This window comes from Actinacidiphila sp. bgisy145, assembly GCF_057708125.1.
The window spans coordinates 39,358-62,856 of record NZ_JBYIRL010000044.1; the positions used below are offsets into that span (position 1 = coordinate 39,358).

23 protein-coding genes and 1 riboswitch are annotated in these 23,499 nt (G+C 75.1%); of the genes, 12 read left to right on the plus strand and 11 right to left on the minus strand.

Annotation, left to right across the window (positions count from 1 at the left end; all coding sequences use genetic code 11):
• The first annotated feature begins 19 nt into the window (after positions 1 to 19).
• Positions 20 to 883 (plus strand): putative protein N(5)-glutamine methyltransferase, encoded by an 864-nt coding sequence (locus tag AC3ERT_RS30640; protein WP_435178065.1) that lies wholly within the window; start codon positions 20 to 22, stop codon positions 881 to 883.
• A gap of 10 nt (positions 884 to 893) precedes the next feature.
• Here AC3ERT_RS30640 and nicT read toward each other — a convergent pair whose 3' ends face one another.
• The 7 genes from nicT to AC3ERT_RS30675 all read right to left on the minus strand — a co-directional run bounded on the left by nicT (position 894) and on the right by AC3ERT_RS30675 (position 8,222).
• Positions 894 to 1,967 (minus strand): Nickel transporter NicT, encoded by a 1,074-nt coding sequence (gene nicT / locus AC3ERT_RS30645; protein ID WP_335972995.1) that lies wholly within the window; start codon positions 1,965 to 1,967, stop codon positions 894 to 896.
• A 172-nt stretch (positions 1,968 to 2,139) separates the two neighbouring features.
• Positions 2,140 to 2,979: a (2Fe-2S)-binding protein gene (locus AC3ERT_RS30650; RefSeq protein ID WP_435178067.1), complete on the minus strand. Its 840-nt coding sequence runs from the start codon at positions 2,977 to 2,979 to the stop codon at positions 2,140 to 2,142.
• Positions 2,980 to 3,027: 48 nt separating this feature from the next.
• Positions 3,028 to 3,894 carry a CbtA family protein gene (locus tag AC3ERT_RS30655; protein ID WP_435178069.1) on the minus strand — a complete coding sequence of 289 codons (867 nt, stop codon included), beginning with the start codon at positions 3,892 to 3,894 and terminating at the stop codon, positions 3,028 to 3,030.
• A gap of 27 nt (positions 3,895 to 3,921) precedes the next feature.
• Positions 3,922 to 4,140 carry a CbtB domain-containing protein gene (locus AC3ERT_RS30660; protein WP_435130679.1) on the minus strand — a complete coding sequence of 73 codons (219 nt, stop codon included), beginning with the start codon at positions 4,138 to 4,140 and terminating at the stop codon, positions 3,922 to 3,924.
• A 39-nt stretch (positions 4,141 to 4,179) separates the two neighbouring features.
• Positions 4,180 to 4,335, minus strand: a riboswitch (cobalamin riboswitch).
• On the minus strand, positions 4,334 to 5,572 hold the full coding sequence (metX, locus tag AC3ERT_RS30665) for a homoserine O-acetyltransferase MetX (RefSeq protein ID WP_435178071.1): 1,239 nt from the start codon (positions 5,570 to 5,572) through the stop codon (positions 4,334 to 4,336). Its footprint overlaps the riboswitch before it by 2 nt.
• Before the next feature lie 2 nt (positions 5,573 to 5,574).
• Positions 5,575 to 6,942 carry a bifunctional o-acetylhomoserine/o-acetylserine sulfhydrylase gene (locus AC3ERT_RS30670; RefSeq protein WP_335972317.1) on the minus strand — a complete coding sequence of 456 codons (1,368 nt, stop codon included), beginning with the start codon at positions 6,940 to 6,942 and terminating at the stop codon, positions 5,575 to 5,577.
• A 374-nt stretch (positions 6,943 to 7,316) separates the two neighbouring features.
• Positions 7,317 to 8,222: an NAD-dependent protein deacetylase gene (locus AC3ERT_RS30675; RefSeq protein WP_435178073.1), complete on the minus strand. Its 906-nt coding sequence runs from the start codon at positions 8,220 to 8,222 to the stop codon at positions 7,317 to 7,319.
• Between the two features lie 93 nt (positions 8,223 to 8,315).
• Between AC3ERT_RS30675 and AC3ERT_RS30680 the strand changes: the two genes are divergently transcribed.
• Positions 8,316 to 8,543 carry a DUF6296 family protein gene (locus AC3ERT_RS30680; RefSeq protein ID WP_335972315.1) on the plus strand — a complete coding sequence of 76 codons (228 nt, stop codon included), beginning with the start codon at positions 8,316 to 8,318 and terminating at the stop codon, positions 8,541 to 8,543.
• A 75-nt stretch (positions 8,544 to 8,618) separates the two neighbouring features.
• Here AC3ERT_RS30680 and nhaA read toward each other — a convergent pair whose 3' ends face one another.
• The gene (gene nhaA, locus AC3ERT_RS30685; protein ID WP_435130675.1) at positions 8,619 to 10,610 is read right to left on the minus strand and encodes a Na+/H+ antiporter NhaA; all 1,992 of its coding nucleotides are present in this window, start codon (positions 10,608 to 10,610) and stop codon (positions 8,619 to 8,621) included.
• Positions 10,611 to 10,905: 295 nt separating this feature from the next.
• Between nhaA and AC3ERT_RS30690 the strand changes: the two genes are divergently transcribed.
• The 3 genes from AC3ERT_RS30690 to AC3ERT_RS30700 all read left to right on the plus strand — a co-directional run bounded on the left by AC3ERT_RS30690 (position 10,906) and on the right by AC3ERT_RS30700 (position 12,896).
• On the plus strand, positions 10,906 to 11,139 hold the full coding sequence (locus tag AC3ERT_RS30690) for an NfeD family protein (RefSeq protein WP_335972313.1): 234 nt from the start codon (positions 10,906 to 10,908) through the stop codon (positions 11,137 to 11,139).
• 90 nt (positions 11,140 to 11,229) lie between these two features.
• Positions 11,230 to 12,432, plus strand: a complete 1,203-nt coding sequence (locus AC3ERT_RS30695; protein WP_435130674.1) for an SPFH domain-containing protein — start codon at positions 11,230 to 11,232, stop codon at positions 12,430 to 12,432.
• A 209-nt stretch (positions 12,433 to 12,641) separates the two neighbouring features.
• Positions 12,642 to 12,896, plus strand: coding sequence for a DUF6480 family protein (locus tag AC3ERT_RS30700; protein WP_335972311.1), 255 nt, complete (start codon positions 12,642 to 12,644; stop codon positions 12,894 to 12,896).
• A gap of 39 nt (positions 12,897 to 12,935) precedes the next feature.
• Here the strand turns inward: AC3ERT_RS30700 and AC3ERT_RS30705 are convergent, their stop codons facing one another.
• Positions 12,936 to 13,736: an IclR family transcriptional regulator gene (locus AC3ERT_RS30705; protein ID WP_435130673.1), complete on the minus strand. Its 801-nt coding sequence runs from the start codon at positions 13,734 to 13,736 to the stop codon at positions 12,936 to 12,938.
• 478 nt (positions 13,737 to 14,214) lie between these two features.
• Between AC3ERT_RS30705 and AC3ERT_RS30710 the strand changes: the two genes are divergently transcribed.
• The 7 genes from AC3ERT_RS30710 to AC3ERT_RS30740 are packed head-to-tail and all read left to right on the plus strand — an operon-like array spanning position 14,215 to position 21,235.
• A complete protein-coding gene (locus tag AC3ERT_RS30710) occupies positions 14,215 to 15,264 on the plus strand; it encodes an ABC transporter substrate-binding protein (RefSeq protein WP_435178075.1) in 1,050 nt (349 codons plus the stop codon).
• A gap of 42 nt (positions 15,265 to 15,306) precedes the next feature.
• Positions 15,307 to 16,329, plus strand: coding sequence for an NrtA/SsuA/CpmA family ABC transporter substrate-binding protein (locus tag AC3ERT_RS30715; RefSeq protein WP_435178077.1), 1,023 nt, complete (start codon positions 15,307 to 15,309; stop codon positions 16,327 to 16,329).
• The gene (locus AC3ERT_RS30720) at positions 16,326 to 17,186 is read left to right on the plus strand and encodes an ABC transporter permease (RefSeq protein ID WP_335972307.1); all 861 of its coding nucleotides are present in this window, start codon (positions 16,326 to 16,328) and stop codon (positions 17,184 to 17,186) included. Before AC3ERT_RS30715 ends, AC3ERT_RS30720 begins: the two co-directional genes overlap by 4 nt.
• The gene (locus AC3ERT_RS30725; RefSeq protein WP_435178079.1) at positions 17,183 to 18,040 is read left to right on the plus strand and encodes an ABC transporter ATP-binding protein; all 858 of its coding nucleotides are present in this window, start codon (positions 17,183 to 17,185) and stop codon (positions 18,038 to 18,040) included. The genes AC3ERT_RS30720 and AC3ERT_RS30725 overlap by 4 nt, the downstream gene beginning before the upstream one ends.
• Positions 18,037 to 18,951, plus strand: coding sequence for an ABC transporter substrate-binding protein (locus tag AC3ERT_RS30730; RefSeq protein ID WP_435178081.1), 915 nt, complete (start codon positions 18,037 to 18,039; stop codon positions 18,949 to 18,951). The genes AC3ERT_RS30725 and AC3ERT_RS30730 overlap by 4 nt, the downstream gene beginning before the upstream one ends.
• The gene (locus AC3ERT_RS30735; RefSeq protein ID WP_435178083.1) at positions 18,948 to 20,036 is read left to right on the plus strand and encodes an LLM class flavin-dependent oxidoreductase; all 1,089 of its coding nucleotides are present in this window, start codon (positions 18,948 to 18,950) and stop codon (positions 20,034 to 20,036) included. The genes AC3ERT_RS30730 and AC3ERT_RS30735 overlap by 4 nt, the downstream gene beginning before the upstream one ends.
• Positions 20,036 to 21,235, plus strand: coding sequence for a M20 metallopeptidase family protein (locus tag AC3ERT_RS30740; RefSeq protein WP_435178085.1), 1,200 nt, complete (start codon positions 20,036 to 20,038; stop codon positions 21,233 to 21,235). The genes AC3ERT_RS30735 and AC3ERT_RS30740 overlap by 1 nt, the downstream gene beginning before the upstream one ends.
• Here the strand turns inward: AC3ERT_RS30740 and paaK are convergent.
• Positions 21,201 to 22,517: a phenylacetate--CoA ligase PaaK gene (gene paaK, locus AC3ERT_RS30745; protein WP_435178087.1), complete on the minus strand. Its 1,317-nt coding sequence runs from the start codon at positions 22,515 to 22,517 to the stop codon at positions 21,201 to 21,203. The genes AC3ERT_RS30740 and paaK overlap by 35 nt on opposite strands.
• A 136-nt stretch (positions 22,518 to 22,653) precedes the next feature.
• Positions 22,654 to 23,397, minus strand: a complete 744-nt coding sequence (locus tag AC3ERT_RS30750; RefSeq protein ID WP_435178089.1) for a CGNR zinc finger domain-containing protein — start codon at positions 23,395 to 23,397, stop codon at positions 22,654 to 22,656.
• Positions 23,398 to 23,499: the final 102 nt, after the last annotated feature.

Here is a 23,499-nt window from a genome sequence, read left to right on the forward strand (position 1 = left end):
CCGAAAGGCACCGCCACCCATGTCCGAACCCCGCTTCGCGCCCCGCCCCGGCACCGGCAGCCGCCCCGGCTGGCCGCACCCGGCCGACACCGCCGCCGAACTGCGCGCCGCCGGCTGCGTCTTCGCCGAGGAGGAGGCGGGCCTGCTGACCGAGGCCGCCGCCACCCCGCAGGAGCTGGCCGCGATGGTGGCGCGCCGCGCGGGCGGCCTGCCCCTGGAACACGTCGTCGGCTGGGCCGGGTTCGCCGGCCTGCGGATCGAGGTCGGCCCCGGGGTGTTCGTGCCGCGCCGCCGCACCGAGTTCCTGCTCGCCCGCGCCGCCGCGCTGCTGCGCCCCGGCGCGGTCGTGCTGGACCTGTGCTGCGGGTCCGGGGCGGTCGGCGCCGCACTCGCCGCGGCCGCGCCCGGCGTCGAACTCCACGCCGCCGACCTCGACCCCGCCGCCGTGCGCTACGCCCGCCGCAATCTGGCGGCCGCCCGCGGCCAGGTCCACCAGGGCGACCTGTTCGCGGCCCTGCCGCCCACCCTGCGCGGCCGGGTGGACATCCTCACCGCCAACGTCCCCTACGTGCCCACCGGCGACATCCCGCTGCTGCCCGCCGAGGCCCGCGACCACGAGGCACCGCTCGCCCTCGACGGCGGCGCCGACGGCCTGGACCTGCTGCGCCGCGTCGCCCGCGACGCCGCCACCTGGCTCGCGCCGGGCGGCACCCTGCTCTCCGAGGCCAGCCGGGCCCAGGTCCCCGCCGCCCTGCGCGCCCTGCGCGCCGGCGGCCTGACCGCGGCCACCGCCCACGACCCCGACCTGGAGGCCACCGTGCTGCTGGCCACCCGCCCGCACCCCGGGCCCGCCCCGCACCGGTCACCGCGGGAGCGGCCCTGAGCGGCGGGCCCTACTCCGGGCCGGCGTCGGCGGTGCGCAGGCCGGTGGACCACTTCTCTTCGATGTTGCCGTACTTCCAGACGGCCAGGGCCACGGCCCAGGTGAGGAAGAACAGGCCGACGATGACGTAGCCGACGATGTTGAGGTCCAGCCCGCCGATCCAGTCCCAGAAGGAGCCGTGCAGACCGGCCTTGTCGGAGATCAGGCCGAGCAGTTCGACGGTGCCGATGATCAGGGCGACCGCGACGGACAGGCCGGTGATGGTGAGGTTGTAGTAGACCTTGCGGACCGGCTTGGAGAACGCCCACTCGTACGCGAAGTTCATGAACGAGCCGTCGATGGTGTCCAGCAGGCACATCCCGGCGGCGAAGAGGACCGGCAGGCACAGGATCGCGTACCAGGGCAGGCCCGAGGCGGCGCCGGAGCCGGCCAGCACCAGCAGCGCGATCTCGGTGGCGGTGTCGAAGCCGAGCCCGAAGAGCAGGCCGATCGGGTACATCTGCCACGGCTTGCTCACGGACTTCATCAGCCGGCCCAGCAGGCGGTTCATCAGACCGCGGTTGTTGAGCTGGTCCTCCAGCGCCGCCTCGTCGAACTCGCCGTGCCGCATCCGCCGGAAGACCTTCCAGATGCCGCCCAGGATCAGCAGGTTGACCAGCGCGATCGCGTACAGGAACGTGCCCGAGACGGTGGTGCCGATCCAGCCGGTGACGTCGTGCAGCCCGGAGTTGTCGTGCGCCACCGGGTCGGCGAGCGACCGGATGCCCAAGGAGAGCAGGAAGGACAGCCCGAAGACGATCGAGGAGTGGCCGAGCGAGAACCAGAAGCCGACCGACAGCGGCCGCTTGCCCTCGCCCATCAGCTTGCGGGTGGTGTTGTCGATCGCGGCGATGTGGTCGGCGTCGAAGGCGTGCCGCATCCCGAGCGTGTAGGCGGTGACGCCGATGCCGACCCCGAAGACGCCGGTGCCCGTCCGGTAGTGGTGCGGGGCGACGATCACCGCGAGCGTGAACCAGCCGATGACGTGCAGCGCCACGATGAAGCCGGCCATACCGCCCAGCCGGGTCCACTCGGCACGCGACATCGACGCCGATATCCGCTGGAGGCGGGACCCCGCGGCGGGGCGGGTCTGGATGATGGAGGTCAACGTTGCGTCCTTTGCGACCGGGGGCGGGACACCTCGATGCGACACATTACTTGTTGCAAGTTGCTCGCAACAAGACCGGGTCCTCATGCCCGCAACGCTTTGACCTGCTTCATCCCGGGCGCACCGGCACACGGGAGAGCGCACAGTCGCCGCACAGCGCCCCGGCGTGCCCCGGCGCGGCCCGGTAGATCAGGCAGCAGCTGCGCCGCCGGAAGGCGCCGTGGCCCCCGCCGGCGTCCGCCGGGGTGAGATGCCCGGCGCCGCGCAGCGGGCCGCCGGCCGTCAGCAGCCCGGTCAGCGCGCGGGCCCGCGCGGCGGCCTCCGGGCGGGCCGCGGCGACCATGCGGGCGGCGCCGGCGAGCGCGGAGGCGGTGTTGCCCCGCAGGACGTGCGGGGAGACGCGGAAGTCCGCGCAGGCCGCGGTCAGTTCGCGGACCGGGCCGGAGAGGACCGCCGCCGCGAACGCGTCCGCGACCCCACCGAGGCCCGCCACCCTGCCGAGGTCCGCGACCCCGCCGGTCTCCGCAGGCCCGGTCTCCGCCGGGGCGGGCGGGTCCGCCGCGCGGCCGGGCAGCCCCGGCAGGGCCAGCGGGTAGGGGCCGCCGAGGGCGGGCTGCCAGCGCAGGTCGGACAGCCGTACGGCGCCGGGCACGTGTCCGTACAGCACGGCCAGCGCCAGGTAGGGGGAGAGCAGCCGGGCCACCAGGCCCAGGTGGGTCACGGACGCGGCCACCCGCTCCTCGACCGCGTCCGGCTGCTGCCCGCCGCCCGCGGCCAGCACCCCGCGTACGGCGGCCACGCGGGCGGCCAGCACGCCGCTGCCGTCTGCCAGCTCGGCCATCGACCGCCAGCCGGAGCCGCCGCCGGCCGCGTCGGCCGCCGCAGCGCTCTCGACCGCGAAGAACGGCCCCAGCTCCGCCAGGGCCGCTCTCGTCTCATCGCCGTGCACGGCGCCACCCTGCCGCGGCAGGGCGGGATGGCGCGCCGAGGCGCCCCCTCACGCCTCCACCGGGCCGACCCGGGGCGCCCGCGCGGCGCGGCCGGTCGGCGAGGCGCTCAGCACCCGCTCCGAAAGCGGCCCGAAGACCAGCGCGATCGCCGACCACAGCAGCAGCTGCGCGGCCACCGAGTACAAGCGGAACCGGAACAGCACGTCCGCAGGGAAGCCCGGGTAGACGATCCGCCCCGCCGGGTCGGTCAGCGGCTGAGGTGTCTCCGTGGCGTGGTTGCCGTACTGCTCGCGGTTGGCGGCCAGGTGTCCGAGCGCGGGCAGCAGGCCGATCACCACGCTGATGGCGACCACGAAGGCCGCACCGGCCAGCAGCGTGGCGTTCCACGTGCCGAACCGCCCCTGGAGCTTCCGCCCCAGCCACACCGCCAGCGCGAGCAGCGTGATCGAGCAGACCACCATGACCAGATAGAGCCCGGTGCGGGCCTTGATGGTGTCCTCGTGCCCGATCGCGGGCGGGTTCGCCGGGTACTTCACGAACGGCACCAGGTAGAAGCCGAGGAAGCCGCCGCCGGCCACCAGCAGCGCCAGCGTGCGCGGCCGGACGCCGCCGACCCGCCCCAGGCACACCGTGTAGACCACCGCGAAGAGGGCGCCCATGGCGGCACCGAAGAGGATCAGGCCCACGCCCATGCCGACATCGGCCTGGACGGTGCGGCTGAACAGGTCGGGGCCGTCCGGCGAGACCGGCAGGCCCGCGGCCTTGTCCAGGGCGTTCTGCGCCGCGTCCCGGCCGCTCTCGTAGCTGATCGCCCGGTTGATCTGCGGTTCGGCGAAGATCCGCGCGAAGACGAACGCGAGCAGCCCGCCGATCGCGCCGGCGAGCACGCCGCGCAGTACGAGTCGTTTCTCCATGTCGAGTTGTCCGCCTGCCTGTTGTCGTCAGTGGCAGGGGAAGCCGAGGAAGTGCCGCGCGTCGTGCACGAACTCGTGGATGTGCATGTCCCGGCCGAAGACGGACACCGCGCCCTGGTCGACGCCGATGAAGTAGTAGGCGGCCAGCGCCAGGAGCGCGCTGCCGACCAGCCAGAGCACCGCCTTGGAGACGGGCAGGACGACCGGCGTGGCCTCGGTCGACGAAGGGGTGGACACAGAACTCACGGGTGGGGCCTCCTTCGGGGATACAGCGTCCCTCGGTTCGAGTGGGGCGGCGTGACGGCGGAGTATCTGACTCCCGGACGCCCCCAGAGGCGACCGGTACACAGTGGCGCGACCGTGCCGGAGTTCCACCGGCTTCCTCACACCATCACGAACGACCAGCGTACGGGCGGGCGAACCGGCACGTCAACGCATGTCACCTGCTTCCCGCCACACCGCGCGGGGGCCGCCGCGCCGCCGGAGGCGGCATCAACTCCCCGACCAGCGCCGCCACTTGATCCACCTCGATGAGGAAGCCGTCATGCCCGTACGGCGAGTGGATCGTCCGCGTCCGGTCCGCGCCCGGGATGCCCGCCGCCAACTCCTCCTGCTGCGCGGTCGGGTAGAGCCGGTCGGAGTCGACCCCGGCCACCAGCGCGGGCGCCGTGACCCGCCGCAGCGCCGCCGCGGTGCCGCCCCGCCCGCGCCCCACGTCATGGGCGTTCATCGCCTCGGTGAGCACCACATAGCTGCCCGCGTCGAACCGGCGCACCAGCTTGTCCGCGTGGTGGTCGAGATACGACTCCACCGCGTACCGGCCGCCGTGCCAGGGCAGTTCACCGCGCTGCGGGTCCCGGCCGAAGCGCGCCCGCAGTTCCGGCTCACTGCGGTACGTCAGGTGCGCCAGCCGGCGGGCCTGGCCGAGACCGGCGTGCGGGCCGCCGCCCGGCCCGGCGCCGTGGTAGTCGCCGCCGCGCCAGGCCGGGTCGGCCCGGATCGCCCGCAACTGCACCGACGCCCAGCCGATCTGCTCGGCACTGGCCGCCGCCGGGCAGGCGAGCAGCAGCAGCGCGCCGACCCGCTCCGGGCGGCCGGCCGCCCACTCCAGCGCCCGCATGCCGCCCATCGACCCGCCGACCACCAGCGCCCACCGGTCGATGCCCAGCGCGTCCGCCAGGCCCGCCTCGGCCGCGACCTGGTCGCGCTGGGTCAGGAACGGGAAGGCGCCGCCCCACGGCCGCCCGTCCGGCCGGGCGGTGGCCGGGCCGGTGCTGCCCTGGCAGCCGCCCAGCACGTTGGGCGCCACCACGAAGAAGCGGTCGGTGTCCAGCGCCCGGCCCGGCCCGACCAGCGCGTCCCACCAGCCGGCCGTGGGATGGCCGGGCCCGGCAGGACCGGCGACGTGGCTGTCCCCGGTCAGCGCGTGCAGCACCAGGACCGCGTTCGACCCGTCGGGCGCGATGCGGCCCCACGTCTCGTACGCCAGCCGCACCTCCGGCAGTTCGCCGCCCGCCTCCAGCCGGAGCGGCCCCGGAGCGCGGTGCCAGCGCCGCCGCCCGGGCGGGTCCCCCGGCCGCCACGCCCCGGAGGCGGGCGGCGGGAGGACCCCGCCGGCGGGTTCCGGGGCGGCGCCGGCGGGCGATCCGGCGCCGGGGACCGGCGGCGTGCCGGGCACGGTCAGGACGCGCCCTTGGCCGCTCGGAACCCTGCTTCCAGGTCCGCCTTGAGGTCCGCGACGTTCTCGATGCCGACCGACAGCCGCACCAGGCCGGGCGTCGCACCGGTCTGCGCGAGCTGCGCCTCGTCGAGCTGGCTGTGCGTGGTGGAGGCCGGGTGGATGATCAGGCTGCGCACGTCGCCGATGTTCGCCAGGTGGCTGAAGAGCCGCACCGCGTCCACGAACCGCCGGCCGGCCTGTGCGCCGTCGCGCAGTTCGAAGGCGAGCACCGCGCCCGCACCGCGCGGCAGGTAGCGCTGCCCGGCCTCGTACCAGGGGCTGGAGGGCAGGCCCGGGTAGTGCACCGCCGCGACCTCGTCGCGGGCCTGGAGCCACTCCGCGAGCTCCTGCGCGTTCGAGGAGTGCCGCTCCAGCCGCAGGGACAGCGTCTCGACGCCCTGGAGCAGCAGGAACGCCGAGTGCGGCGACAGCGCCGGGCCGAGGTCGCGCAGCAGCTGCACCCGCAGCTTGACCGCATAGGCGCCGGGGCCGAGCGCCGGCCAGTACTGGAGGCCGTGGTAGCTCGGGTCGGGCGCGGAGAAGTCCGGGAAGCGGTCGGCGTGCGCCCCGAAGTCGAAGCTGCCGCCGTCCACGACCACACCGGCGATGGTGGTGCCGTGGCCGCCGAGGAACTTCGTCGCCGAGTGCACCACCACGTCCGCGCCGTGCCGCAGCGGCTGGAGCAGGAAGGGCGTCGGCACCGTGTTGTCCACGATCAGCGGCACCCCCTCGGCGTGCGCCGCGTCCGCCACGGCCTGGACGTCCAGCACGTTGCCGCGCGGGTTGCCCAGCGTCTCGGCGAAGAACGCCTTGGTGTTCGGCCGCACCGCCGCCCGCCACGCGGCGACGTCGTCCGGGTCGACGAAGGACACCTCGACGCCGAACCGCGGCAGGGTGTGCTTGAAGAGGTTGTACGTCCCGCCGTACAGCGACGAGCCGGCCACCACGTGGTCGCCGGCGCCCGCCAGCGTCAGGATCGCCAGGGTCTCCGCGGCCTGGCCGGACGCCAGCGCCACCGCGGCGACCCCGCCCTCCAGCGCGGCGATCCGCTGCTCGAACACGTCCTGGGTCGGGTTGTGGATGCGGGTGTAGATGTTGCCCGGCTCGGCCAGCGCGAACAGGTCCGCGGCGTGCTGGGTGTCGCGGAAGACGTACGACGACGTCTGGTAGATCGGCACCGCCCGCGCCCCGGTCGCCGGGTCGGGCACCGCCCCCGAGTGGACCTGCCGGGTCTCGAACGACCAGTTCGGCTCCTCGGTGGCGGCGGCGACGGCGGTCTCGGGCGTGTGCCCGGCGGTCACGGCGTCGACGGGCTGCTGCTCGGTCATGGTTCTCCCTGTGCTGGGGCGCGTACGGGTGGCGCTGCGGGTGTCCTGCGGAGGTGCGCGCGGGTACGCCACCGGCGCCCGCGGGGCCGTACCCCCCGGGGGTGGACACCGGGGGCGGGGCGGGGCGTTGACGACGGCGGAGGCGTACGGCGCGAGGCGTACGGCGACGGTCCGGCGGTGCGGCGGACGTCAGCGCGCGCCGGGACACCCCGTGGTCGTGACGCGCGCGTAGTCCACGTGGCGGCGCTTCACGAACGGGGTCATGCGGCCCATGGAAGCACGGCCGGGCGCGGCTGTCCCGGCTGCGGCGCAGGCTTAACACGGCGTTGGTATTCGCCGCCCCCGGCCCGCCCCGGGCCAGCGCGCGGGTCTGCTCAGCCGGCCGGGGCGAGGCGGTCGGCCAGCGCGGTCAGAGCGGGGCCGAGCGGCAGGTCGAGGCGGAGCGCGGCCAGGTCGTCGCCCCGGGTGGGGCCCTGGTTGACGATGGCCACCGGGGTGCCGTGCTTGGCCGCGTGGCGCGCGAACCGCAGCCCCGACATCACCGTGAGGGAGGAGCCGGCCACCAGCAGCAGCGACGCGGCGTCCACCAGCGCGTAGCTCGCGTGCACCCGGGGGAGCGGCACCTGCTCGCCGAAGAACACCACGTCGGGCTTGAGCACGCCGCTCCCGCACACCGCGCAGCCGACCGGGCGGAAGGACGCGACGTGCTCGGCGGGCAGCTCCGCGTCCCCGTCGGCGGCGATCCGGGCCGCGAGCGCGCGAAATCCCGGGTTCGCCGCGTCCAGCCGCTCGGCCAGGTCCGTACGCGGCCCGCGGGCCCCGCAGTCCAGGCAGACCACCGCGTGCAGGCTGCCGTGCAGCTCGACCGCGTCGGCCGTGCCCGCGGCGGCGTGCAGCCCGTCCACGTTCTGCGTGACCACGCCCGTCACCAGCCCGGCCGCGGCCAGCCGCGCCACGGCCCGGTGGCCCGCGTTCGGCCGGGCCCCGGCGATCGACGGCCAGCCGACGTGGCTGCGCGCCCAGTACCGGCGGCGGCCCTCCGCGCTGCCGGTGAACTCCTGGTACGTCATCGGGCTGCCGCGCCGCCGCCGGCCGGTCTCGCCGCGGTAGTCGGGGATGCCCGACTCCGTGGACAGCCCCGCCCCGCTCAGCACCACGACGCCGCCGCGCGACACCAGCGGCAGCAGGGGCGCCAGCGCCGCCAGGGCCTCGGCGCCGATCCCTGCGTCCGTGCCGGTGCCCGCGTCCGTGCCCGTGACTGCGCCCACGCCGGTGTCCATGCCGGCAGCCTACGTCCGCGGCGGCCCGCCCCGGGAGGCGGAAACCGCCGATCTGCGGGATGATGGAGTACTGCCCTGGGGAGGTGTGTGCCCATGGAGGAGTACCCCGCCGTCTACGAACTGGTCTTCCAGGCCCCCGCCGTCGAGGACGACGTCGTCGTCGTCCACCGCACCGACGCGTCGGGCGCGGGCGGCTACCCCGTCTACGAGGACGAGACCGGCATCGTGCGTGCCGAGATCAGCGCCGAGGGCGAGGTCCGGATGATGGCCAGTGGCGGCCACCAGCAACCGGTGCCGCCGCACGCGGTCCGGGCGGCCTGAGGCCCGCCCCCGACGGCCGGGCCGGGCACGGCAACAGCGCCGTGCCCGGCCCGGCCGTCGGCATGCCGCCGCCGTTCACCCCTGGCGCCCGGCGCCGTCCACCAGCACCGCCCGGTCGCGCGCGGCCACCACGGCCGCGGACAGGCTCGCGATGTCGTACGCGCCGTGGTGCCGGCGGCCGTTGATGAAGAACGTCGGCGTGCCGGAGACCCGGCTCAGGTCCGCCGACTCCACGTCCCGCGCGACCCGCGCGGCGCCCTTGCGGGCCTTGAGCGCGTGCCGGAACCTGTCCACGTCCAGTCCCAGCCGGTCCGCGTGCCGGAGCAGGTCCTTCACGCCCAGCTCGTCCTGGCTGGTGATGAGCAGGTCCCGCATCTCCCAGAAACCGCCCTGGAGCGCGGCCGCCTCCGACGCCTCCGCGGCGAGCTGCGCGTGCGGGTGCACATCGGTCAGCGGCAGGTGCCGCCAGACGTAGCGCACGTCCCCGAAGTCGGCGAGCAGCTCGCGCACCACGCCCTCGGCCTGCCCGCAGTAGGGGCACTCGAAGTCGCCGTACTCGACCACGGTCACCGGCGAGTTGAGCGGGCCGCGCACATGGTCCAGCTCCGGGTCGACCGGCTCGGCCAGGTCCACCACCGACTGCGCGGTGCCCAGCAGCGCCCGCGCCCGCCGGGCCGCCGGCAGCCGCGAGGTGACCAGCGCGACCACGGACGTGCTCAGCATCGCGAAGACCACCGCGCTGAGCACCCCGATCTTCGCCTCGTCCAGCTGCTGGCCGGTGAACGCCAGCGTCGCGATCAGCAGCGACACGGTGAAGCCGATCCCGGCGATGGTGCCGCCCCCGGTCACCGCGCCCCAGCCGACCGGCGGGCGCATCCGGCCCCGGCTGAGCCGGGTGGCCAGCGCGGTGGAGCCCACGATGCCGATCGGCTTGCCCAGGCCGTAGGCGAGCAGGATGCCCAGCGTGATCGGGGAGGTGTACGCCCGCGCCAGCAGCGAGCCGTTGATCTCGATCCCGGCGTTGGCGAGGGCGAACAGCGGCACGATCACATAGCTGGACCAGGGGTGCCACAGCCGCTGCAGCCGGTCGTTGGGGGACAGCGCGGAGGCCAGGCCGAGCCGCGCCTCCCGCTCCAGCTCGGGCGTGGGCTGCTCGCGGAAGGACCGGAACAGGCCGCTGGCCCGCTCCAGCGCCTCGCGCGGCGCCGGATACGCGAACGCCAGCAGGCCGATCACCAGGCCGACCACCACCGGGTCCACCCCGGAGTGCACGAACGCCGTCCACGCCGCGATCCCGAGCACCGCGTACGGGCCGCCGCGCCGTACCCCGGCCCGCCGGATCACGGCCACCACCGCCAGCAGGCCGATGCCGACCGCCAGCGGGGTCCAGGAGATGTGCTCGCTGTAGGCGACCGCGATCACCGCGAGCGCCACGAAGTCGTCGACCACGGCCACGGTGAGGATGAAGGTGTGCAGCCGGCGCGGGAAGCGCGCGCCGAGCAGCGCGAGCATGCCCAGCGCGAACGCGGTGTCCGTGGACATCGCGGCGCCCCAGCCGTGGCCGGCGTGCCCGCCGGAGTTCACCGCGAGGTAGATCGCCACCGGCACGACCATGCCGCTGACCCCGGCCAGCAGCGGCAGCGCGATCCGGCGCCGGTCGCGCAGCTCGCCCATGTCGAACTCGCGCCGCGCCTCCAACCCCACCACCAGGAAGAACAGCGTCATCAGGCCGCTGTTGACCCACTCGCGCAGGTCCAGGTCGACGCCGTGGCCGCCCCACTGCACCGACAGCCGGGTCGCCCACACCGAGGCGTAGTCGCCCGGCGCCGCGTTGACCCACACCAGCGCCGCGACGGTCGCGGCGAGCAGCACCGCGGCGCTGCCGGTCTCGGTGCGGATGTACGCCCAGGGCGACGCGGTGCTGTCGCGGTCGCGCTCGCTGCGGTCCGCGTCGTCGTCCTGGTCCGGCGGACCGGCCCGGTCCGCCGCGTCCGGCAGATCCGGGCGGTCCTGCTCCCGCGACCGGTCCGGATCATCCGGCGAGGGAGCCCTGAAGCTCCGGAACATCCAGCCTCCCACTGTGTGAACTGCGCTGATCTCACCCTGGCACGTCCGGGTGCCGTCCGGCACGCGCACACCGCGCCGGCGGCATCCGGTGCGCCAGACACCCGAACCGGCCGGGCCCGCCGATCATTCCAGCCGCCCGCGGCGGGCTGGCGGCAACTGCCGGCTCCGGGCGGGAACCGCGCGGGCGCGGCGCGCGTATTCCGTAGCGACCGCTGGTGATCCCCGGGGGGTCCCAGGTGGGAGGATGGTCACGGTCGGAATTCGCACCACCACGACGACAAGGGGGCGGCCGGGGATGGCACGGGACGACGCCGTGATCGGCCGCACGGGGGAACTGCTGATCGGCACCCGGGGACCCGCCGGTCCCGGCGAGGTCCTGGTGCGGGTCAGAGGCGGCTCCGAGACCTTTCTCGCCTGGTCGGACGAACCCCTGCCCGAGGGGGCGACCGTGCTCGTGGTGGAATCCCGCGGCAGCCGCCAGGTCGATGTCATCCAGTGGCTCGACGGAGTAGACGCACCGGCGGGCTGAGCCGGGTGCGACGGGGGCACGTGCCGCGCGTGGGCCGCGCGGGTGCGCACCCGGGGCGCCGGTTCGGCCGCGCACAGAAGGGGACTATGGATGTTGGGATATCGCGTACCCGCGCCCGATGAGGCGATGCTCATCTCGGGCGGCCGGCGGGGGTTGGGAGGCGCCCCCTTCCGGGTGGTGACCGGCCACGGCAAGTTCGTCCTCCCCGTGTTCCGCAAGACCCGGTTCCTGACCCTCGCCATGTGCGAGGCGGAGGTCTCCGAGAAGTGCGTGACCCGGCAGGGCATCGCGCTGACGGTCAAGGCGGTCATCGCGTTCAAGGTCGGCAACGACCACGAGAGCATCGTCAACGCCGGGCAGCGCTTCCTGTCCGACCAGGACCAGATGGCGGTCCTGACCGGCCGGATCTTCGCCGGCCACCTGCGGTCGATCATCGGCTCGATGACGGTCGAGGAGATCGTCACCGAGCGGCAGAAGCTGGCCACGGAGGTGCTGGAGACCTCCAAGTCCGAGATGGCCAAGATCGGGCTGACGGTGGACTCGCTCCAGATCCAGTCGATCGACGACGGGGACACCGGATACATCGACGCGATGTCGGCGCCGCACAAGGCCGCCATCCAGCGGCAGGCGCAGATCGCGCAGGCCCAGGCCACCCAGGCGTCGGTGGAGGCCCAGCAGGTCGCGGCGCGCAACCAGGCCGAGTACGCGCGGCAGACCGCGGTCGTGCAGGCGGAGTACAACGCCGAGGTGGACCGGGCGCAGGCCCAGGCCGCCCAGGCGGGGCCGCTCGCCCAGGCACACGCCCAGCAGGAGGTGCTCGCCGCGCAGACCGAACTGGCGCTGCGCGCGGCCGAGCTGCGCCAGCAGCAGCTGGTCGCGGAGATCGTCAAGCCGGCCGAGGCCGAGGCGGAGCGGATCAGGGTGCTGGCCGTGGCCGACGCCGAGCGGATGCGCATCCAGGCCGCCGCGGCGGCGTCGCACGACCGGGTCGCGCTGGACCGGATGCTCATCGACCAGCTGCCGCAGATCGTCAAGGAGGCGTCGGCGGGCCTGTCCGGCGCCAACGTCAATGTGCTCAACGGCGCGGACGGCCTCAGCGAGATCGCGGCGGGGCTGGTCAGCCAGGGGCTGACGATCCTGGACTCGGTCCGCAAGAACCTCGGCGGCGAGCAGGGCGGCGAGGCGCCCGGCGCCGGGCTGGCGCTGCGCGGGCAGGTCGGCGGGAAGGGCGGGCGCGGCGCGTCCTCCTCGTCCTCCTCGTCGTCGTCCGACGGTCCGGTCGACATCGACTGAGCTGCCGAGCTGCCGGCGCCACGGGTACGGCGTCCGCCCGCCCCTGCACGGGGGAGGGGCGGGCGCCGTACCCGTTCGCGGGGGCGCGCGGTACGGCGCCCGGTGGTGGACTTCGTGAGGTTTGTCCGGCTTTCACGGGGTACGCGCCTGGGGGTACGACCTTCCCGGGGTCCCTCCCGCGGACCCGCGCGACCGGACGGAGCGGCGACATGGCGACCACCACTGCCCACGGCAACCCGCACGTGGCCGACGAGGGGCTGAGCATCTCCGGGGACGCCCGGCCGCGGCCCGGCGAGACGCCGCCGGCGGAGTCGGGGGTCTCGGACCTGGACGGCCCGGAGCGCGAGGCGCTCAGCCGCGGGTGGGGCGCCCTGCCGATCAGCCTGATCATGGCGGTGGTGGTGCTCTTCGTCGCCGGGCTGCTGGGCTGGGCGCTCCAGATGATCATCTGGCCGTCGAGCTGACCGGTCCGCCCGGCCCGCCCGCCGCTCGGGGCTGACCGGTCAGTCGGCCAGTGCGGAGCGGCGCTGCGCGGGCGGCAGCAGCAGGACCTCGAGCGCCGCGGCGCAGGCCCGGGCACGGGCGACGAACCAGGGCAGCCGGGCGTCGGTGAGCACGTCGGGCGTGGAGCGCACCGCGAGCGCGGCGTGCGCGTGCCCGTCGGCGTCCAGCACCGGTACGGCCGCGGTGCGCACCCCGTACGCCGACTCGCCGTCGTTGAGCGCATAGCCGGCCGCTTTCGCCCGGTCCAACTCGGCGCGCAGCGTGTCCAGTTCGGTGATGGTGCGGTCGGTGTGCGCCCGCAGCGGGGGCAGCGCCGCGAGGTCGGGGCCGCCCGGGGGCGCCCACGCCAACAGCACCTTGCCCAGGGCGGTGGAGTGCAGCGGGCGGCGCAGGCCCAGGCCCGCCGTCGGGTTCACCGAACTGCCCACCAGGATCACCGCGTGGTCGCCGCTGCGGATCGCGAGGTCGGCCGTGGTGCCCGTGGCCCGTGCCAGCGCGTCGAGTTCGGGCTCGGCCAGGTGCATCCCCCGCTGGTGCAGGGAGAGTTGGCCCAGTTCGGCGACGGACGGGCCGAGCCGGTAGCGGGCGGTGTGCGCGTCCTGCTCCAGGAAGCCGGCCGCCACCAGGGTGCGGGCCAGTCGGTGCGCGGTGGACACCGACAGGTCCATCCGGCGGGCGAGTTGGGAGGCGCTCAGCTCGCCCGCGTTGTCCCGGAAGCAGTGCAGCAGCCGCAGCGCGCGGGTGACCGCCTGGGCTCCTGGGGGCGCGTCGGCGGCCTTGGGGCGCGCATCCGTCGTCATGGCCCAAGCATGCGGAGGCTGCCACCATCTGGCAACTGTTGCCGGAACATTGCGCCATGTCTCCCGCGGTGAACTCTCGCCGACAACCGCATCCCACATCGTGGGAAATGTTGCCCGCGGCGGCATCGGTGTGCCAGCCTCCGTTGCAGACCGCACGCCGCACACCCAAGACGGAAGGGAGCCACCCGTGACCAGTACGTCCGGCCTGCTCAGCGCCTTCCGCCCGACCCTGTGCGCGCGGCTGTACCTGGACCTCGGCAGGTCCCGCGGCGCCAGCTGTCGCTGACCCCGGCTGCCGTACCCCTTCCCGCGTTGCGGTGCCCCGGGGCCGCCCGGCCCCCGGCCGAGCCCGGCCGCGCGCCCCCCGTCAGACCCCCGCGGCGCCCCCGCCGCACCCCCCGCCGAAGCACCCCGCAGGCCCGTGCACGCCGTGCCCAGGTCCGCCGCCTCCCGCGCCCAACTCCCGCCTGGAGCCCCCATGTCCGCAACGGACGAGATCTGGTTCACCCGCTGCCCCGTGCCCACCGCCACCGGCATCGCCGCCGACCGGGGCACCCTGGCGGCCGAGTTCGCCCCCGACGGCATCGCCGTACGCTCGCTGCGCGACGCCGCCGCGGACAAGGACGGCGACGGGCTGCCGCTCAGCCACTTCACCCACGAACTCGCCGCGCTCTTCCGCGAAGGCGGCAACGTCCCCGCGCTGTGGGCGCGTTCACGCGGCGAGGCGACCCGGGTGATCGCGCTGACCTGGATCGAGGAGCGGCAGTCCATCCTGGTGCGCGCCGGCAGCGACCTGCGCGGCCCCGAGCAGCTGCGCGGCCGGAAGCTGGCCGTGCCCCGCCACGACATCGCGATCGACTTCTGGCGGGCCATGGCGCTGCACGGCCACGCCGGAGCCCTGGGCCTGGCCGGACTGACCCTGGACGACGTCCGCCTGGTCGACGTGCCCGGCGTCAGGCAGGGCCAGTGGGAGGGGGAGCTTGCGGCGCTGCGGGACGGCGTGGTCGACGCGGTCTACGTCAAGGGCGCCCTCGCCGTCGAGGCGGCCCGCCGCTACGGCGCCGAGGTCGCCGTCGACCTGGACGCCGCGCCCGACCGCCGCAGCCGGGTGAACAACGGCACGCCCCGCCCGATCACCGTCCACCAGCGGCTGCTGGACGAGCGGCCCGACCTCGTCACCCGCTTCCTCGCGGTGCTGCTCGACGCCGCCGAGTGGGCCGCGGGCCACCCCGGCGACCTCGCCCGCATCCTCGGCGCCGAGACCGGCGCCGGACCCGACGGGGTGGCCGGCGCCTACCGCGCGGGCACCGCGGGCAGCCTCGGGCTCGACCTGAGCCCGGAGCGGCTGGAGCTGCTCGCCCAGCAGGAGCGGTTCCTGTCCGCGCAGGGCTTCCTGCCCGAGCCGGTCGACGTCGCCGCCTGGGCCGACCACGAACCGCTGCGCCGGGCCCGGGAGCTGCGCGCGGCCCGCGCCCAAGGCGCCGCCACCTCCGCCACGGCCGCCGCACCGGCCCCCGCCACCCCCTGAACCCGTGCCGCCCGCGGCCACGCCCCTTCCTGGAGACTTCCCGTGAACGTCCGTCAACCAGCTCTCGCCCTCACCGCCCTGATCGCCGCGCTGTCCCTGGCCGCCTGCTCCTCGTCCTCCTCCGGTTCGGCCCGCGCGGACGCCGGCGGCAGCGGCGCGACCGTCACCGTCCGCATCCCCGACGGCGGCAACTCCGGAGTGCTCGCCCTCGGACGCAAGGACGGCTCGCTCGCCAAGGCCCTGGCCAAGGTGCACGCCAAGGTGGCCTGGACCGGCACCGCGGGCGCCTTCGCCCCCGCCGCGCAGGAACTCGACGCCAACGCGCTGGACTTCGCCGAGGGCTCCATCACCTCCGCGATCGCCGCGCTCGCCCAGACCCCCGGCTTCAAGCTGTTCTCCGCCGTCGACCCCGACGAGCTGGGCGAGGGCATCCTGGTGAAGAAGGACTCCGGCATCAACAGCGTCAGCGACCTGGTCGGCAAGAAGGTCGCCGTCTGGCACGGCGGCACCAGCGAGTACCTGCTGCTCAAGGCGCTCCAGCAGAACCACATCCCCGCCGACAAGGTCAAGCGGGTCTACCTCCAGCCCAACCAGGTCGGCCCGGTCTTCAACTCCGGCCAGGTGGACGCCTGGTCGACCTGGGCGACGTACTCCGTCCCCGCCCTCGCCAACTCCGGCGCCCGCTTCCTGACCACCGGCGGCCAGGTCGGCTCGGACAACTACGCGGTCTGGGCGGTCCGCAACGGCTTCGCCACCCAGCACCCCGAGGTCGTCAAGGCGCTCTACGCCTACCTGCACGACGCCGGGCTGAAGCAGCAGCAGAACCCCGCGGCCTACCTCAACGTCAAGACCAGCTCGGGCCCCGAAGCCGTCAGCCCGGCCCAGCGCGCCGTCGAACTGCCCATCGACAAGGCGCTCGGCACCGCCCAGCCGATCGGCGCGACCCAGCTCGCGCACTTCGCGACCGTCGCGCAGTTCTTCGCCGCACAGAAGATCACCAAGGGCGTCTTCGACGTCAAGCCGTACGTCATCGACATCGACACGACCACTGCGAGCGCGAAGTGAGCGGCGCGCTCGCCGACACCCCCCTCGGCACCTCCACCGACCCGGTGGCGCCCGGGCTGGTCGCCCCGCGCCCGAAGACCGTACGGCCCAGGCCGCGCGCGCTCAGCCTGGGCCTGCGGCTGCTCGGCCCGGTCGCGCTGCTGCTGGTCTGGATCTGGGCGTCCGCCTCCGGCACGCTGAGCCCGTCGCTGCTCGCCTCGCCCCGCCAGGTGCTCTCCGCGTTCAAGGAGCTGTGGACCAGCGGACAGCTCGGCGACGCGCTGTCGGTGTCGCTGACCCGCGCCGGGCTCGGCCTGCTCATCGGCGCCTCGGCCGGACTCGTCCTCGGCGTGCTGACCGGCTTCTCCCGGCTCGGCGAGGAACTCCTCGACTCCTCCATGCAGTTGCTGCGCACCATCCCGTTCCTGTCCCTGGTGCCGCTGTTCATGGTCTGGTTCGGCATCGGCGAGACCGCCCGGGTGGTGCTGATCGCGGTCGCGACCAGCTTCCCGATGTACGTCTCGGCCGCCGGCGGGGTGCGCAACACCGACCGCAAACTCGTGGAGGCCATGCGCAGCTTCGGGATGGGCCGGCTGGCGCTGGTCCGCGAGGTGGTGCTGCCCGGGGCGCTGCCCGCGCTGCTGTCCGGGCTGCGGCTGTCGATGACGCTCAGCGTGATCGCGCTGATCGCCGCCGAGGAGATCAACTCCACCGCCGGCATCGGCTACCTGATGTCCACCGCGCAGGAGTACAGCCGCACCGACATCCTCACGGTCTGCATCCTCATCTACGCGCTGATCGGACTGGTCGCGGACGGCAGCGCCCGGCTGCTGGAACGGGTGCTCATGCCGTGGCGGACGCAGGGGGCCGCGCGATGAGCGAGCCACTGACGTCCAAGACGTCCCAGGCACCCGGCGGGCCCGGCGGCCGCGCCGCCGCCGTCCGCATCCGCGGCCTGCGCCGTACCTTCGGCGGCCGCGACGTGCTCGACGGCCTCGATCTCGACATCGCGCAGGGCGAGTTCCTCGCGCTGCTCGGCGCCAGCGGCACCGGGAAGACCACGCTGCTGCGGATCATCGGCGCGCTCGACCGCCATGACGGGGGCAGCGTGCTGGTCCCCGAGTCGCGCACCGTCGTCTTCCAGGAGCCGCGTCTGGTGCCGTCCAAGCGGGTGCTGGCCAATGTCACGGTCGCGCTGCCGCGCGGGGCGCGCACCAAGGAGACCGGGCGGCGGGCCCTGGCCGAGGTCGGGCTCGACCGGCACGAGGACGCCTGGCCGGCCACCCTGTCCGGCGGCGAGGCCCAAAGGGTCGCGCTGGCCCGTGCGTTGATCCGCGAGCCGGAACTCCTGCTGCTGGACGAGCCGTTCGCCGCGCTCGACGCGCTGACCCGGCTGCGCATGCACGAGCTCGTCGGCGAACTCTGCCGCCGCCACCGGCCCGCCGTCCTGCTCGTCACCCACGACGTCGACGAGGCGATCCGGCTCGCCGACCGGGTGGCCGTCCTGCGCGACGGCCGCCTCGCCTCCGACGAGCGCATCACCCTCGACCACCCCCGCGACAGCGCCGACCCCCGCTTCGCCGCCCTCCGCACCCGCCTGCTGTCCACCCTCGGGGTCCATCCCGCCACCCCGCCCGCCGCCGCCCCCGAGCCGCCTCCCGCGGACGGTCCGGCGGGCGGCGGACCACGTACCGGCTCAACTTCCCTCGTGACCAAGGAGCGTTCCGCATGACCGTCAACATCGGTGTCCACAAGGCCAATCCGTCGCTGTACTACCTGTCGCGGCTCGGGCTGCTCGAAGAGGCGCTGGCGGAGGCGGGGGAGAGCGTGGTGTGGCACCAGGCGGGTGGCCTGGCGACCGCGGGCGCGCTCGCCGACGGCACCATCGACTTCGGCGGGACCGGGTCGACGCCGCCGCTGTCGGCCCAGGCCGACGGGCACGACCTGGTGTACGCCGCGGTGTCCGCGCCGCGCCCCGGGCACGGTGCGCTGCTGGTGCGCGCGGACAGCGACATCGCCTCGCCCGCGGACCTCGGGGGCCGCACCGTGCAGCTCGCGATCGGCTCGTGGCAGACCCACTTCGTGGCGAAGTCCCTGGCCCTGCAGGGCCTTTCCTACGGCGCCGACATCACCGCCCAGCGCTCGGACGACGGTTCGTACGCGCGGCTGCTGGACGGCGGCATCGACGCGTGGGTGGCGCAGGGCGCGGAACTGACGGCGGCCCGCCGGGACAGCCGGCTGCGCACCCTGGCCGAGGCGGGCGACCTGATCGCCGACCGCTCGGTGTTCTTCACCCGCCGCGAACTGGCCGACACCCGACCGGAGCTGGTCGAGACCATCGCGCAGGCGCTGCGGGCGGCCGACAGCTGGGCCGCCGAGCACCTGGACGAGGCCGCCGAGATCGCCGCGGCCGACCAGGGCGGCAGCGCGCCGGACTGGCGGGAGGCACTGGCGGCACTGCCCTGGCGGCTGGAGCCGGTCTCGGACGCCTTTGTCGCCGAGCAGCAGGAGGCCGCCGACATCCTCGCCGCCGCGGGCTTCCTGGCCCGCCCCATCACCGTGGCGGACGCCCGCCACCCCGGCCTGGACGCCGCCGCCGCCCGCGCCCTGGCCGCCACGCCCGCCGCATCCTCGGAGAAGTGACCGTGCCCAGCCCCGAGATCCTCTGGTACATCATCCCGCGCGAAGGCGCCTACCCCTGGGAGCCGGCCGGCCGCCGCACCACCGACCTGGCCTACCTCCAGCAACTCGGTGTCGCCGTCGACCGGTCGGGCTACGACGGCGCGCTGTTCGCCACCGACCTGTACGACGTGTGGCCGCTGGCCAGCGCGATCGCCGCCCAGACCCGGCCGAGCTTCAAGCCGCTGCTCGCGGTCCACCCCGGGCTCATCTCGCCCACCGTGCTCGCCAAGATGGCCCTGACCTTCGCCCACCTCTTCGGCCCGGACCGGCTGCGCTTCAACGTCGTCAACGGCTCCACCGAGGCCCTGCGCCAGGCGGGCCTGAACCTGGAGCACGACGAGCGGTACGAACTCAGCGCCGAGTACTGGGACATCGTCAAACGGCTCACCGCCGGCGAGGTCTTCGACCACAAGGGCCGCTTCTACGACCTGACGAACGCCGGCGCCGCCCTGCGCGAACTGGCCCCGCTCCAGGGCGGCGTGCACACCCCGCTGTGGTTCGGCGGGTCCTCCGCGCCCGGCATCGAGATGGCCGCGCAGCACGTCGACGTCTACCTCACCTGGGGCGAGCCGCCGCACCTGCTGAAGGAGAAGCTCGACCGGGTGCGCGAGCGCGCCGCCCACCACGGCCGCGAACTGCGCCTGGGCCTGCGGCTGCACCTCATCGTGCGCGACACCGAGGAGCAGGCGTGGGCTGCCGCCGACCGGCTGCTGGACGTCACCAGCCAGGCGACGTACACCCGGATGCTCGGCGACCCTGAGAGCAAGGACGGCGAGGGGTGGGCCCGGCAGTTCCGGCAGCACGGCGGGCGGGTGCCCAAGCACGCACGGGAGTTGGAGAAGCACCCCAACCTGTGGCCGGGCATGAGCCTGTTCCGGCCGGGCCCCGGCACCGCCGTGGTCGGCTCCACCGCCCAGGTCATCGAGCGGCTGCGGGAGTTCCAGGAGCTGGGCGTGGACACCTTCATCCTGTCCGGCAACCCGCTGCTGGAGGAGTCCTACCGCATCGCCGAGACGGTGCTGCCCGCGCTGCGGGGCAGCGCCTGATGAACGACCTGGTGGCGCAGGCCCGTTCGCTCGGCCTCGACCGGCTGCGGCGGCAGCTGCACGCGCACCCGGAGACCGGGCTGCACCTGCCCCGCACCCAGCAGGCGGTGCTCGCCGCGCTCGACGTGCCGGGCGTGGCGGCCACCCCGGGCAGCGCGCTCAGCTCGGTGGTGGCGGTGGTCTCCGGCGTACGCCCGGGGCCCACGGTGCTGCTGCGGGCCGACCTGGACGCGCTGCCGTTCCCGGGCGGGCCGCGCCACGTGTGCGGCCACGACCAGCACGCCGCGATGCTGGTCGGGGCCGCGCACCTGCTCGCCGCCCGGCGGGAGGACTTCGCCGGCGACGTCCTGCTGATGTTCCAGCCGGGGGAGGAGGGGCACGACGGCGCCCGGCTCATGCTCGCCGAGGGCCTGCTGGAGACCACCGGCAGCCGCCCGGTCGCCGCGTACGCGCTGCACTCCAGCGCGTCGGCGCCGGCGGGCGTCTTCAGCAACGCGGCCGGACCCGCGCTGGCCGCCAATGGCACCCTGACCGTCACCCTGCACGGGCGCGGCGGGCACGGGGCCTGGCCGCACCGCGCCCGCGACCCGATCCCGGCGCTGGCCGCACTGGTCACCGCGCTGGGCGCGCTGCCGGCCCGGCGCTTCGACCCGTTCGACCCGGTGGTCCTCACCGTCGGCGCCCTGCACGCCGGTACCCGGCCGAACATCATCCCGGCGCAGGGCAGCCTCGAAGCGACCCTGCGGGCGCTGTCGGACACCGCGCTGGCCCAGCTCGCCGAGGAGGCCGGGCACGCCGCCCGCGGCATCGCCGCGGCCCACGGGCTCCAGGCACAGGTGGAGTACGTCCCCGGGTACCCGGCCACGGTGAACGACTCCGCCGAAGCCGACCTGGTCGGCCGGGCCGTGGCCGACCTGTTCGGCGCCGATCGCTTCACCCGGGCCGCCCGCCCGGCGCTGGTGTCCGACGACATCGGCCGGGTGCTCGCCGAGGTGCCCGGGGTGATGACGAGCCTCGGCGCCTGCCCGCCCGGCCGCGACCCGGCCACCGCCCCGGGCAACCACGCGCCCGACGCGGTCTTCGACGACGCCGTGCTGCCCGACGGCGCCGCCCTGCTCGCCGAGGTCGCGCTGCGCCGCCTGTCCGCGGCGGCGGGCGGAGCGCTCACGGCGCCTCGCGCGGCTCCCGCAGGTCCCTGATCCGCTGGATCTTGCCCACCGACCGCTCCAGGGTCTCCGGGTCAACCACGCTGACCTCGACGCTCACCCCGACGCCGTCCTTGACGCCGCGGGCGATCGCCGCCGCCGCGGCCGCCCGCTGCTCGGGGCCCGCGCCGGGGCGCGCCTCGACCAGGACCGCCATGCGGTCCATCCGCGCGGGCCGGGTCAGCTCGATCCGGAAGTGCGGCGCGACCGCCGGGGTGCGCAGCACGATCTCCTCGATCTGGGTGGGGAAGACGTTCACCCCGCGCAGGATGATCATGTCGTCGCACCGCCCGGTGACCTTCGCCATCCGCCGCATCGCCGGGCGGGCGGTGCCCGGCAGCAGCCGGGTCAGGTCCCGGGTGCGGTAGCGGACCACCGGCAGCGCCTGCTTGGTGAGCGAGGTGAACACCAGCTCGCCGCCCTCGCCCGGCGCCGTCACCTCGTCCGTGATCGGGTCCACCACCTCCGGCAGGAAGTGGTCCTCCCAGATGTGCAGGCCGTCCTTGCTCCCGGCGAACTCCTGTGCCACGCCCGGGCCCATCACCTCCGACAGCCCGTAGATGTCGACCGCGTCGATCCCGAACCGCTCCTCGATCTCCGCGCGCATCCCCTCCGTCCACGGCTCCGCGCCGAAGACGCCCACCCGCAGCGAGGTGCCGCGCGGGTCGACGCCCTGCCGCTCGAACTCCTCCAGCAGCGTCAGCATGTAGGAGGGGGTGATCATGATGATCTCCGGCCGGAAGTCCCGGATGATCTGCACCTGCCGCGCCGTCATCCCGCCGGACGCGGGGATCACGGTGCAGCCGGCCCGCTCGGCGCCGTAGTGCGCGCCCAGCCCGCCGGTGAACAGCCCGTAGCCGTAGGCGACATGGACCTTGTGGCCCGGGCGGCCGCCGGCCGCCCTGATCGAGCGGGCCACCACCTCCGCCCACACCGCGAGGTCCTGCTCGGTGTAGCCGACCACCGTCGGCCGCCCCGTGGTGCCGCTGGACGCGTGCAGCCGCCGCACCTCCCGCATCGGCACCGCGAACATCCCGAACGGGTACGCCGCCCGCAGGTCCGCCTTCGTGGTGAACGGGAAGTGCGCGAGGTCCGCCAGGCTCCGGCAGTCCTCGGGCCGTACCCCGGCCGCGTCGAACTTCTCCCGGTAGGCGGGCACGTGCTCGTACGCGTGCCGCAGGGTCGCCTGGAGGCGGCCCAACTGGAGCGCGGCCAGCTCGTCGGGCCCCATCCGCTCCGCAGGGTCCAGCAGTTCGTCCGGGACGCTCCCGCCCATGCCACTCTCCCTCGCGCTCCACGCCGAGCCGCACCGCCGGACCGACCGATCGTTCGGTCCGGCTTTGCTGCCAACGAATCAGCAACGGCTCGCGCTGTCAAGGGCTTGTTCCGCACCTCGCGCCGATCGCCGCAGCTCAGCGCGGCGGGCCGCCCTCCGCGTCCTGCGCGGCGCCCGCCTCCTGCGCCGTGTCCCTGCGGCGCGCCCGGGCCCGGTACCCGGCGACCTTCGCGAGGTTGCCGCAGCGCTCCATCGAGCACCAGCGGCGCCGCCCGGCCTGGGAGTCGTCCACGAACAGCAGCGAGCACACCGGGTTGCCGCACTCCTTGACCCGGCCCGCGACCGGCCCGCCGAGCAGCAGCACCCCGTCGCGCGCCACCGTCGCCAGCGCCGCCCCCGCGACCGGCCCGCGGTGCTGCCAGCGCACCTCCGCCCCGCCCGCCTCCGCTGCCTGGTCGCCCACCGCGAGCTGCGGCGCCAGATCCGGCAGCACCGCGACCCGGTTGACCACCGCGATGTCCGTCCTGCTGTACGGCCGGCCGGCCATCGCCGCGCGCACCAGGCGGTTCAGCGCCTCCCGCAGCACCCTCGCCTGGGCGAGCCCGGCCGCACCGACCTGCGGCGCCGCCGCGCCGGTGGGCAGCAGCCCGGCAGCGTCGAACCAGCGGGCCAGCGCGGCGGGCTCGGGCAGCCGCTCGACCGGGTCGGTGTGACGCTTGCCGAGGGTGGCCACGAAGTCCAGGCACACCCGGCCGCCCACGAAGCGGAAGCCCGGCCCGCTCTCGCCGCTCGCCGCGTCCGGCACCTCGGACCCGCCCCCACCGCCCCCACCCCGCCGCCCGCCGCCTGCCGCGCCCGCTGCCGAACCCGTCGTCGCCATGCCCCGACGGTAGCAGTTGACACTCGTTGAAGCAGTGTCACACAGTAGGGGCAGCTCACTGAGCGCCGCGGGGGGGGGGGGGGGGGGGGGGGGGGGGGGGGA